9 protein-coding genes are annotated in these 12,736 nt (G+C 33.6%); 6 read left to right on the forward strand and 3 right to left on the reverse strand.

Features of this window, described 5'->3' with window-relative positions:
• Positions 1–23: 23 nt before the first annotated feature.
• Together fabR and oxyR are read right to left on the reverse strand one after the other, a co-directional pair.
• Complete coding sequence (gene fabR / locus A9G09_RS05750) at positions 24–668, reverse strand: HTH-type transcriptional repressor FabR (protein WP_065633933.1); 645 nt, start codon at positions 666–668, stop codon at positions 24–26.
• A 39-nt stretch (positions 669–707) separates the two neighbouring features.
• Positions 708–1,634, reverse strand: coding sequence for a DNA-binding transcriptional regulator OxyR (gene oxyR, locus A9G09_RS05755; protein ID WP_065633934.1), 927 nt, complete (start codon positions 1,632–1,634; stop codon positions 708–710).
• 485 nt (positions 1,635–2,119) lie between these two features.
• On the opposite strand from oxyR, the gene pcnB reads away from it, so the two are divergent.
• The 6 genes from pcnB to sppA all read left to right on the forward strand — a co-directional run bounded on the left by pcnB (position 2,120) and on the right by sppA (position 10,714).
• A complete protein-coding gene (pcnB, locus tag A9G09_RS05760) occupies positions 2,120–3,421 on the forward strand; it encodes a polynucleotide adenylyltransferase PcnB (RefSeq protein WP_065633935.1) in 1,302 nt (433 codons plus the stop codon).
• A 74-nt stretch (positions 3,422–3,495) separates the two neighbouring features.
• Positions 3,496–5,859: an LPS assembly protein LptD gene (lptD, locus tag A9G09_RS05765; protein ID WP_065633936.1), complete on the forward strand. Its 2,364-nt coding sequence runs from the start codon at positions 3,496–3,498 to the stop codon at positions 5,857–5,859.
• Positions 5,860–5,940: 81 nt separating this feature from the next.
• Entirely contained in the window at positions 5,941–7,254 is a 1,314-nt protein-coding gene (gene surA / locus A9G09_RS05770; RefSeq protein WP_065633937.1) for a peptidylprolyl isomerase SurA, read from the forward strand.
• On the forward strand, positions 7,247–8,044 hold the full coding sequence (gene rsmA / locus A9G09_RS05775) for a 16S rRNA (adenine(1518)-N(6)/adenine(1519)-N(6))-dimethyltransferase RsmA (protein WP_065633938.1): 798 nt from the start codon (positions 7,247–7,249) through the stop codon (positions 8,042–8,044). Before surA ends, rsmA begins: the two co-directional genes overlap by 8 nt.
• A gap of 4 nt (positions 8,045–8,048) precedes the next feature.
• Positions 8,049–8,867, forward strand: a complete 819-nt coding sequence (apaH, locus tag A9G09_RS05780) for a bis(5'-nucleosyl)-tetraphosphatase (symmetrical) ApaH (protein ID WP_065633939.1) — start codon at positions 8,049–8,051, stop codon at positions 8,865–8,867.
• 23 nt (positions 8,868–8,890) lie between these two features.
• Positions 8,891–10,714, forward strand: a complete 1,824-nt coding sequence (gene sppA / locus A9G09_RS05785) for a signal peptide peptidase SppA (RefSeq protein WP_065633940.1) — start codon at positions 8,891–8,893, stop codon at positions 10,712–10,714.
• A 42-nt stretch (positions 10,715–10,756) separates the two neighbouring features.
• Here sppA and A9G09_RS05790 read toward each other — a convergent pair whose 3' ends face one another.
• Complete coding sequence (locus A9G09_RS05790) at positions 10,757–12,577, reverse strand: sulfatase-like hydrolase/transferase (protein ID WP_065633941.1); 1,821 nt, start codon at positions 12,575–12,577, stop codon at positions 10,757–10,759.
• Positions 12,578–12,736: the final 159 nt, after the last annotated feature.

Genomic DNA, 12,736 nt, shown 5'->3' on the forward strand with positions numbered 1-12,736 from the left:
CATGTCAGTATAAAAATTTAAAATCAGTGATTTTCTTGCTTAATTAACTCTTTGTGATAAAGGTAATAGGCACCGCGCGAAACCATACGAAGTTGGAATATAAGATCTTCGATTAATTTTTGGCGTTGTATTAGGTCAAAATCTAAAGCCTCGGCTCCTGCATTAAAAGCAATGGTAACCATTGCTTCCGCTTGAACTTCGTTATATTGATGAGGCATGTCATTAGCATTATCCAAATAATCAACCAATTCGACAATAAAATGTTGAATTTCTCGAGCAATAGCAGAACGAAAAGCCGATGATGTACCCGCTTTTTCACGCAGTAGTAATAAAAAAACTTTAGGATTTTTATCAATGAATTCAATAAAGGTTGTTACAGAGGTTCGTAACACACTTCCGCCCTTTTCAATACGTTTACGTGCTTGTCGCAAAAGTTGACGAAGAGTTAAACCACTTTCATCAACCATCGCCAAACCTAATTCATCCATGTCACGAAAGTGCCGATAAAAAGAAGTAGCAGCAATACCTGCTTCACGTGCAACTTCACGCAAACTTAAACTAGCAAAACCTTGCTCAGCATTAAGTTGATTAAATGCAGCTTCTATTAATGTACGACGAGTTCGCTCTTTTTGCTGAGCACGAACCCCCGAAGTTTTGGCATTTTTCATTATTTCAGTCGATTTTGGTAATTTTAACTTAGTCAATCATTAATTCGCTTTTTCTAACAAACGCTCTTTCTCAGCAAATACTTTTGGCATGTGATCTCGAATTGTTTTAGCAATGGTTTCATAACGGGAACGTAACGGCGATCCCGGACGATATATCAGAGCAATGCTTCGCACTGGAACAGGATCTGTACAAGGAATGTAGCAAATATTATCACGAATACGTTCATTTGGTGCTGCTAATTCAGGAAACAACGTAATACCTCGCCCAGCAGAAATCATACTGCGTAATGTTTCAAGACTTGTCGCTTTAAATTGTTTATCTTCATCAATGCCGACTTGAAAACAATATCCCATTGCATGTTCACGTAAACAATGACCATCTTCTAACATCAAAAACTTATGCCCTTTTAAACTAGAAAGTTTAATTGTCCTTTTACTGGCTAATTCGTCGGTAGCCGGAACCGCTAAAAACATAGGTTCATCAAATAATGGTAATTCTATAAATTGTGATGTTTCTTTAACCTGTGCAACAATGGCACAATCGAGCTTACCACTCTCAAGTTGAGCAACTATATTGGCAGTTTGTGCTTCATGTAAATAGAGTTCAAGTTGCGGAAAAGATTCGTGTAATACCGTTATTACATGTGGTAATAGATAAGGTGCAATTGTTGGTATTAAGCCAATATGCATCGGACCGGACATCTCTTCACCTTGACGACTGGCCATCTCTTTTAAAATTTGGATATTGCGTAAGATCTCTTTAGCCTGCTCAACAAGCATCATACCTGTTTGTGTAAATAGTACTTTACGACTAGTACGTTCTAGCAACATTACACCAAGTTCATCTTCCAATTTTCTGATTTGTCCACTTAATGTTGGTTGACTCACATTGCAAGCATCAGCGGCTTTACGAAAATGACGAAATTCAGCTAACGAAACAAAATATTCCAAATCACGAATATTCATAATGTCCCCCAATAAGTTATCAGTTAATGTTATATACTCAATCGACTTTTTGTCAGTAGCGATTTGTTAAACTACTATTACTCATGTTACTCACAAAAATTAAGCAAAATGTTTAATTTGCTTCCTATATCTATTGTTTTCTACAATGAATTAAAAAAGAAGTTTTGAGCATAGGTTGTAGTAAACCTTAATCAGCTTGTTAAATAATGCATGAAATATGTATAAACAGGTATTGATGCCTTTTAAAGCTATTTGACTAATTCTACTCTATAAACTGCTATTGTTGATAATTATTGCCAAAAAATCAAATAGAATATTCATTTAAAATTAGAAAATACCTGCTTTTCATCCAATTAAAATTCGGATAATAAGAAAAATGGAAAGTTATAAGCAATTATTATATAATCGCGCGCTATATTGCCATTTTGTTTCATACACGTTTGAGGTGCACTATTTTTAAACAAGTCTCTCGCTTTTATCGCAAAATGTTTCGCCATGAAGAACACAAACAATCTCGCTATATTTCTATTTCACGTAATGAACATAATATTTCTCGTAAAAATATCAGTGAAAATGCATTAAAAGTTCTTTATCGTTTAAACAAACAAGGATATGAAGCTTATTTAGTCGGTGGTTGTATTCGCGATCTTTTATTAGGAAAAATACCAAAAGATTTCGATATCACCACAAATGCGACACCTGAACAAGTGCAAAAAACATTTCGAAATTGCCGTTTAGTCGGCCGCCGTTTTCGTCTTGCACACATTATGTTTGGTAAAGAGATTATCGAAGTTGCTACCTTCCGTGGCGAACATAGTTCTCAAGATGAGCAAAGTAATGTTGCCAAACGATCGCAAACCGGTATGTTATTACGTGATAACGTCTATGGTACGATTGAACAAGATGCTTTGCGACGTGATTTTACAATGAACGCGCTTTATTACAGTGTTAAAGATTTTACACTGCGCGATTATTGTGGAGGCATAAAAGATTTACAAAATGGCATTATTCGCTTAATTGGTGATCCGCAAATTCGCTATCGAGAAGATCCTGTGCGAATGTTAAGAACAATTCGCTTTGCAGCAAAACTCAACATGACAATTGAGCAAGCAACAGCAGAACCAATTAAAGCGCTTGCGCCGTTATTAAAAAATATTCCTGCAGCTCGTTTATTTGATGAATCATTAAAGTTACTGCAATCAGGTCATGGATACAAAACCTACCTATTATTGAAAGAGTATCATCTGTTTGAACAATTATTTCCAGTTATTCAACGATTATTTACCGGAAATAACAATAGCTATTTAGAAAAGATGATTGAACAGGTTTTAAAAAATACTGACTACCGAATTGATCATAATCAACGTATTAATCCAGCATTTTTATTTGCTGCTTTCTTCTGGTATCCAATTATGGAACAAACACAATTAACGTGTGTTGAAAGTGGCTTACAATTCCATGATGCTTTTTCGATGGCTATCAATGATATTTTAAGTGAACAATGTCAAATTATTGCTATTCCAAAACGTTTAACATCGATAATGGGTGATATTTGGCGACTACAATTACGCATGAAAAAGCGTGAAGGTAAACGTGCATTTGCCATTTTAGAACATCCTAAATTCCGAGCGGCTTATGATTTATTAGAAATGCGGGCATCTATTGAAAAAGGGGAATTATTAGATTTAGCTAAATGGTGGGATGAATTTCAACATACCTCAATTGAGAAAAGAATTAGCATGGTTAACCAGTTGAGTAAAAGAAATAAACGCAGGGCTAAACATTAATTTTTCATTCGCACTTTTATAAATAACCGCTATAATGCTTAAATTAAAATAATCATCATTACTTTTAATCATTAATGAAAAAATTAGCGCCTTCATTTATTGCAATAACCGTTACTCTTTGTCTATATAATAGTAGCAGTTATGCTACCGGATTACCTAAAGCTGTTATTAATAATCCACAATGCCTCATCGATGTGCCTAAATTTGATCGCCCGTTAGTTGAGGGTGATATCCAAACACTGCCTGTTGATGCCGAAGCAAACCAGTTTGAAGCACGTTATCCAGACAAAATAATTTATCAAGGTGATGTAGTTGTCGAACAAGGCAATCGTACCGTACAAGCAGATAGAGTAACGATTGATTCTCATGATAAAAATAATCGACTTGTTACTTTGCAAGGCGATATTACTTATCAAGATAATTTGATAAGAATTAAAGGCAATGATGCCTTGATGAATCTTGATAATAATGATGCGAATATTACACCGAGTGATTATCATCTGGTTAACCGACTAGGCCGCGGTAAAGCTGACGAGATGAAGCTTGAAAAAAATCGCTATGTTATTTTGAAAAATGGTAGTTTTACATCTTGTCCTGTCGATGACAGCACATGGAGTGTAAAAGGTAGTACAGTGATTCATGATAATGAAGAGCAATTACTTGAAGTATGGAATGCAGTATTTCGTATTGGGAAAGTACCGGTTTTATATTCGCCTTATTTACAGTTACCAACTGGTGATAAACGCCGTTCAGGCTTGCTAATGCCTAATTTAACTTATGATAGTGTCGATGGCATTGATTTTTCGTTACCAATTTATTGGAATATTGCGCCCAACTATGATGCCACATTTACCCCAAGAATATTACAACGTAGAGGCGTTCAGTTACAGACAGAGTTCCGCTATTTAAATCAATTAGGTTTAGGTACTGTAGCCTTTGACTGGCTACAACATGATAACAAATACGATGAAGATCGAGATAGATTATTAAATGGTCAAAATTATGATGATAACCGCCATCGTTGGTTATTCTACTGGAAAAACGATGAGTTAATTAATTACAATTGGCGTTTTAAGGCAGATGCTACACGAGTAAGTGATAATCAATATTTGACAGACTTGAACTCTAAATATGCATCACAAACAGCTGGATATTTAACTCAATTTTATAAAATTGGCTACAATGATACTAGCTGGGATATTACTCTGGGTTATAGACACTTCCAAGCATTCCATGATGAAGTTAGAGATTCACTATACCAAACTCAACCACAATTAAATATGAACTATTATAATTATGATTTTGGTCCATTTAAATTCAAAACCTTTTCACAAGTATCACGCTTTTTAAGTTCAGGCAAAAATAACCCGAAAGCTTGGCGTGCACATATTGAACCTACTCTTGATTATACTATCACCAATACATGGGCTTCATTAAGTGCGTCTGGTGGTTTAATGGCAACGCACTACAACCAAGATAATATTAAAAAATCTATTGAAAGATACCAAAACTTAGACAAAAGTGTTAATCGTTTTATGCCTAAATTTAGTATCGATGGAAAAGTGATTTTTGAGCGTGATTTTGATCTGATTGAGGGTTATACCCAAACTTTAGAGCCACGAGTAAAATATACATATATTCCATATCGCAATCAGTCAAATATTGGCAGCTATGATTCTACTTTCTTACAATACGATTATATCGGTCTATTTAGAGATCTCCCTTATAGTGGGTTAGATCGCATTGCATCAGCTAATAATATCGCTACTGGTGTGACGACTCGTTTTTACGATGAAAGCAAGGTAGAAAAATTTAATTTATCAATCGGACAAATCACCTATTTTACTAAATCAAAAACCAGTGAACACAATACCGAAATAGATAAAAATTCTGATACAGGTAGTATTACTTGGGCATCGGATAATTTCTGGCGTATTACTGACGATGTGATTTTTAGAAGTGGTGTACAATACGATACCCGTATTGATACTATTTCTTTAGCCAACACGATACTTGAGTATCGTCCTTCAAGTGAGAAATTACTACAGCTATCTTATCGTTATGCTAATCATAACTATATTAATACGGTAGATAAAAGTTCGTTATATAGAGGCTATAAACAAGATATTTCCCAAGCAGGTATTGTGACTACTTGGCCATTATCTCAAACTATAGATGCTGTTGGTTCTTATTATTATGATATTAAATTAGGGCAAACCGCAGATGGTTCAGTTGGATTACATTATAGTGACTGCTGTTGGGGTATGACTGTTCAATATGGACGTAAATTGACAGATTGGGATTGGATATCCCATGATAGTAAATATGAAAATAAACTTTCAGTTAATTTTGAGTTAATGGGTCTAGGCCATAATCGTGATGTAAAAGCAAAAATGTTGAATTTTGGTAAACTACCTTATACAACAGCATTTGAATAATTATATTAGTAACGCACAACATAACTAATTAACTTAATTACAGTTATTATCAACTGTAGCAAATAAAATGAGTTGAATAATATGAAAATATCTAAATTACTTATCGCTTTAAACTTAAGTTTAAGTATAGCAGTGATTAATCCTTTATCAGCTAATGCTGCCGCTAAAGTCGTTGAGCAAGTTGCTGCAGTAGTTAATAACAATGTCATATTAGAAAGTGACGTTAATGATATGTTAAAAACCATAAAAGCAAGCACCGATCCACGTAATTTGCCAAATGATAAAGTATTGAGGCAACAAATTCTTGATCGTTTGATTGTTGAAAATCTAATCTTGCAAAAAGCCGCTAAAGCTAAAATTACAGTGAGTGATGATCAAGTTAGCAATGCGATTGCTAAAATTGCAGAAGAAAATGGTATGACAATCGATCAACTTAGAAGCAAACTTTCAACAATGGGGATAAGTTATAGCGCTTATCGTGAACGTATACATAACGATATGTTAATAGACCAAGCCCGAATGAATGAAGTCAGACCAAGAATTAAAATCTCTGAAAAAGAGGTCGAAAACTTAGCTAAAAATATGTCTCAACAAACTTCTAACAATATAGATGTTAAAGTAAGCCATATTCTTATATCCGTTCCAGAAAAAGCATCTAAACAACAAATAGATGATGCGACTAACAAAGCAACCGACATTATCCGTCGAGCCGAAAAAGGTGAAAGTTTTGCGAAATTAGCTACCTCATATTCAAATGATGATCTTGCTTTAAAAGGTGGTGATATGGGCTGGCATAAACTCAATGAATTACCTACCATTTTTGAAGAAAGATTAATTCGAGCACCAAAAGGAAGTATTATTGGTCCAATTCGCTCCGGTGTTGGATTACATATTTTAAAAGTTGATGATACACGTTCTGAAGCACCGAAAAAATTCACCATTGATGAATTTAATGCTCGCCATATTTTAGTTAAAACTAATGTGCTTGTAACAGACCAAATTGCCAAACAAAAACTGTCTGATATCCGTAAATCTATAGTAAGTGGAGCGACAACTTTTGAAGCAGCTGCTAAAGCTAATTCTCAAGACCCTGGCTCTGCTGAAAATGGCGGTAATTTAGGTTGGAGTCGAGCCGATGTTTATGACGCTGGTTTTAGAAATGCTTTAGTTCAATTAAAGAAAGGCGAAATTAGTCAACCAATCAAATCATCGTTTGGATGGCATTTGATCCAATTAATCGATACTAAACAGACTGATGGTACAAATGCAGTTAAACAAGATCAAGCCTATCGATTAATTTTCAACCGTAAATTTGGTGAAGAAGCGCAAGTATGGATCCAAGAATTAAAAGGCGATGCTTATATCAAAATCACAGGTGAAGAAAAACATGACTAACCGTGTACACCAAGGTCACTTTGCCCGTAAACGATTCGGGCAAAACTTTTTACATGATGATTATATTATTGAAAGTATTGTCGCAGCTATTCAACCTAAATCAGATCAGGCTCTTGTAGAGATCGGTCCTGGTCTAGCTGCATTAACAGTTCCAGTCAGTAAATATGTTGACCATTTAACAGTTATAGAAATTGATAGAGATTTAGCCAGTAGATTGATTGATAATCCTTTGTTAAAAAATAAATTAACTGTTATTGAACAAGATGCTCTAACCTTTAACTTTAATGAGTTAAATCAACAATTAGGTAAACCATTAAGAGTATTTGGTAACTTACCCTATAACATTTCTACACCGTTAATGTTCCATTTATTTGAATATGCCAATATCATTGATGATATGCATTTTATGCTACAAAAAGAAGTAGTCACGCGACTTGTCGCGGCACCAAATAGTAAAGATTACGGAAGATTAAGTGTAATGGCACAATATTATTGCCAAATTATTCCTGTGTTAGAAGTTCCACCTACCGCGTTCAAACCGGCACCTAAAGTTAACTCTGCTGTTGTCAAGTTAATTCCCTACAAACAAAAACCTTATTTAGTTGATGATGTTAAAATACTTTCTCGCATCACTACAGAAGCCTTTAATCAAAGGCGCAAAACGATTCGCAATAGTTTAAGTAATATGTTTACAACGGACCAATTAATTGAATTAGATATTGATCCTAATTTACGTGCTGAAAATTTGTCAGTACAACAATATTGTAAACTCGCAAACGCATGGAAATAATACTATGGCAAACCTAATCATTGGTGATATTCATGGTTGTTATGATGAGTTCATGCGTTTGCTTGATAAAGCGAGTTTTTCATCATCTGATACTTTGTGGTTAACCGGTGATTTGGTTGCCAGAGGACCAAAATCGTTAGACGTGCTCAGATTTGTAAAAAATTTAAGTAGCCAAATTCGCTTAGTTTTAGGTAATCATGATTTACATTTATTATCGATTTATGCCAATGTAACATTAGCAAAAAAGAAAGATAATCTTGACAGTGTGATCAATGCGCCTGATTACGATGAATTAATGAATTGGTTACGTAAACAACCATTAGTTCAAATAGATGAAAAGTTAAAACTGATTATGACCCACGCGGGTATTTCGCCTCAATGGGATCTCGATACATTAAAAAAATGTGCTAATGATTTAAATATTATGTTATCGAGTGATTCATATCCACTTTTTCTCGATAAAATGTACGGTAATTTCCCTGATGAATGGTCTTGTGATTTACAAGGATTAGATCGGTTACGTTACATTGCTAATGCACTCACACGAATGCGGTTTTGTTATGAAGATGGACGACTTGATTTTTATTTCAAAAAATCACCAGATCAAGCGCCTTCAAAACTAAAACCTTGGTTTTTATTACCTTCAAAAATTCCAGCTCAATACAGTATCGCTTTTGGCCATTGGGCCGCTTTAAATGGTAAAGGTACTCCTGATAATATCTATGCTCTCGATACTGGCTGTTGTTGGGGCGGTAAATTAACCTGCTTGCGTTTTGAAGATAAAAAATATTTCAAAAAACGAAATATAGAAGCGAAAAGCTAACATTACGACTAAAAGGGCTAATTATGATATCTGTATTATCAGTCATAAAATTAATTTGGAAAACCATCAACGTTTTTAGACAAATTTTTCTAAATCTAATATTTTTTATTGCTATTATTCTTATTTTTAGTGGTATTGAACTGATAAAAGATTTGAAAAAACAGGATGTCGTTCCACAATATGGCACGCTTGTACTTGATTTAGAAGGTGTTATAGTTGATAGTACGCGATATGACGATGAGATTTATGCATTACAAAATAAAATATATGGCAAAAAAGTAAATACTTCTCGTGAAAATAGTTTATTTGAATTAATACAAAAAATAGCGCAAGCAACAACAGATCCTAATATAGATGGTATGGTTTTAAAATTGGATAATTTTGTTGGTGCAGATATGAGCTCATTACAATATGTGGGTAAATATTTATCCAAATTTAAAGAGGCTAACAAACCAATTTATGCAATTGGTTCTAATTTTAACCAAAGCCAATATTACCTAGCTAGTTATGCTAATAAAATTTATTTAACACCATTAGGTGCAGTAAATGTATACGGGCTATCAGCGAATAATTTATATTATAAAACCTTATTAGATAACTTAAAAATTAATACTCATGTTTTCCGAGTAGGCACATACAAATCTGCAATTGAACCATTCATTCGAGACGATATGTCAGATGCAGCAAAAAGCAATACGACGCGCTGGCTTTCAGCTATGTGGGAAAATTATCTTAATGATATTTCGGTACAACGTAAAAAAGCCCCTAGTCAATTAGTTCCAAATCCTACTGATATGTTGTCAGAGTTAAAAGCAGCTAAAGGAAGTATGAGTCAATATGCGTTATCTACTGGTTTAGTAGACGTTGTTGCATCCAATTATCAATATGATCTCGATATTGTTCAGAATCAACATCAATTAAGTATTTATGACTATAAATTGACAGAAAAAGATGAACAAACTGACGATAAACCATTAATCGCTGTTGTTTTTGTCAATGGTACGATAACTGACAGTGAAAATAATACTGATATAGCGGGCAGCCAAGATATTGTTGAACAGCTTAGAAATATCCGTAACAACTTGGATAATCAAAATGTTCAAGCTGTTATATTACGAGTTAACAGTCCTGGCGGAAGTGTTGATGCCTCTGAAGCGATTCGTAGTGAGTTAGAAGCACTACGCAGTTATCAAATTCCTGTAGTAGTTTCTATGGGCGGAATGGCTGCATCTGGTGGATATTGGATATCAACAGCATCAGACTACATTATTGCTAGCCCGAATACAATCACCGGCTCTATTGGTATTTTTGGTATCATTCCAACCTTTGAAAAATCATTATCTCACATTGGTGTTTACAATGATGGTGTAACAACATCACCACTTGCAAATAATAGTGTTACTCGAAATCTACCGGATGAAATGAGCCAACTAATACAAATGAATATTGATAATGGATACAATACCTTTATTTCATTAGTTGCCAAAGCAAGAAATATGTCAACAGAACAAGTGGATAAAATAGCTCAAGGCCAAGTTTGGTTAGGTTCAGAAGCAAGCAACATTGGTTTAGTTGATAAACTTGGTGATTTTGATGACGCTATTGAAACAGCAGTTACATTAGCTAATTTAACGGATTATAAAATTGACTGGCTTAAACCAGATGTAAGTTGGTTCAATAGTTTTTATTCTGAGATGCTAACAATGCTGCCAAAATCAACTGCTGAAATATTTTTTGATCAATTACCACAAGCTAAACAGTTAAAACAACAAGTGTCTTTATGGAATAAATTTCACGATAGCCAAAATCGCTATATTTATTGTTTAAACTGCGCTGATGTTCGTTAAGAATTCTTCTCTATCCTTTTGAATAAAAGGATAGAGAACTAACTAATTAGCCGGTTGATAAAAATAACGCATATTACCTATCGCCGCTTGGATATAGCTATAGTTAGGCGTTGCATCAATCTCGTGATTGTGCGAATCCATATAATGACTAATACCGAGTCTATTAACAAGATAAATATTATCCGGCGTACGAACTGCATAGGAACTATAATTTGACATCAATAACCAATTACGATTAGTGATTGGGTTAAATAAATCATACCCTGTTGAATAATCACTTATATCATTTTCCACATATAAGTAATGTTTCATTAATGACGGAACTACATCTTCGTGACTAGTCAGTTTAGCGGCATTATCTTTTAATTGCTCTAAATTTTTAGCGCCAATAATAATAAACGGAACTTTGGTTTGAGCATCAGTATAATTGCCATTGTGCCCCCAAAAACCAAGCTTATTATCATTCATTTCTTGACCATGGTCACCAGTAATAATAATTAAGGTATTATCTAACGTTCCTGATTTAAGTAGTTCATCATAAACATTTTGCAATAAATAATCATCATAATAGACGCTTTGTTTATAACGATTAAAAATTGGCACAGGATCAGTATTATTATTTAATGTCATATAATCAAGATCGCCAATTGGCTTAAATTTTACCTCAAAATCATTTGGAAAATCATAAGCGTGAGGTGCATCATAAAACAAAAATGAAAAACTTGGTTTAGAGGTATCACGTTGTTTATACCAAGCTAACCAATCATTTGTGATCTGTTTATCGCGACTTGAAGCTGGGCCATCGTGACTACTTATTCTTAAATTTTTAATGGTTGCAAATACTGTCCGATCAAATTCTGGGGCAGTCACCTTAGCTGAGGTAAAAATACCAATATTAAAATTTTCTTTTTGTAATGTCGTAACGAACAAAGATGGAACACTATTACGCAAAAATGCATCCCAGTAAGTACCAGGGATGCCATAAAATAACCCAAAGATACCCGTCCGAGTAGCGTTACCCGTTGAATAATGATTATTGAAAATAACCCCATTATTTTGTTGTGTAAAACGATAAGTATTAGGTGAAATTTGCTCACTAAACGTATCATAACGCCAGGAGTCTAATACAATAAACATAATATTTTGAGGTTTATTGTTATCAGAATTAATAACAAGTGTATGTTTAGGATAATGAATACCTGTATGTTCATCATCTTTTTCATAAATAACTTTACGTTGCCCTTGTTTATCAAAAAATTCCATTATTTTTTTGGACGTAAACGGACGATATAAGGGAATATATTCTTTTACTACCATAATTGGAGAATAAGCATAATAAAAAGCAATCATGTGCACAATATGGCTAATAAAAAAAGCAAAAATAAGAAAAATAGTAGATAAACGTAGAAATTTAGACTTAGTCTGTGCTATTGCAAATTTGCTATTAATCCAATAAAGAATAAAGTACTCTAGACAAAGTGAAGCAATGATTAATGCAAACATTAAGCAATAAGTGAATAAAGAGAAATCCACCACCTGCCCAGAAAATACCATTGATAAAACAGAGAGATTTATGTGAAATCGGTATTGTTGAAAAACAATAGTATCGATAAATAATCCAATTTGGAAAAAACCAAATAATATTATCAAAATGAGATTACGAAGACATGGTTTTATCCAAAGCAGCGGAATACAAATAAGTAAAAGCAATAAATAAACTGAGAAAAAGTGTCCAATTACTGCAAAAATTGAAAAGGTAATTCCGGCCCAATTAAATAATGCTCCAGGAACAACAAAATAACGAATGGCAATGATTGATGAAATAAAAATGTTTATTAGAACAAAGGAATATAATTTTTTCACAGTAATTCTCTAATATTAAACTTAATACTAAGTATATAAGAAATAAAAAAAGGTATTCTATATTAAAACACAGTATTTTCTGCGAAAATTTTAATATAAAAAACTAAAAAATAAATTACTAATAAACAACTAACAAAAAAAGGCTCTTAATAGAGCCCT

Origin of the sequence: Gilliamella sp. wkB292, from assembly GCF_001690235.1 — a bacterium.
In the GTDB taxonomy this organism is placed as follows: domain Bacteria; phylum Pseudomonadota; class Gammaproteobacteria; order Enterobacterales; family Orbaceae; genus Gilliamella; species Gilliamella apicola_F.

Bases quoted from the DNA above. Each gene is read 5' to 3' on its own strand.
- fabR (WP_065633933.1), bottom strand. From the start codon at position 668: ATGAAAAATGCCAAAACTTCGGGGGTTCGTGCTCAGCAAAAAGAGCGA.
- oxyR (WP_065633934.1), bottom strand. From the start codon at position 1,634: ATGAATATTCGTGATTTGGAATATTTTGTTTCGTTAGCTGAATTTCGT.
- pcnB (WP_065633935.1), top strand. From the start codon at position 2,120: ATGTTTCGCCATGAAGAACACAAACAATCTCGCTATATTTCTATTTCA.
- lptD (WP_065633936.1), top strand. From the start codon at position 3,496: ATGAAAAAATTAGCGCCTTCATTTATTGCAATAACCGTTACTCTTTGT.
- surA (WP_065633937.1), top strand. From the start codon at position 5,941: ATGAAAATATCTAAATTACTTATCGCTTTAAACTTAAGTTTAAGTATA.
- rsmA (WP_065633938.1), top strand. From the start codon at position 7,247: ATGACTAACCGTGTACACCAAGGTCACTTTGCCCGTAAACGATTCGGG.
- apaH (WP_065633939.1), top strand. From the start codon at position 8,049: ATGGCAAACCTAATCATTGGTGATATTCATGGTTGTTATGATGAGTTC.
- sppA (WP_065633940.1), top strand. From the start codon at position 8,891: ATGATATCTGTATTATCAGTCATAAAATTAATTTGGAAAACCATCAAC.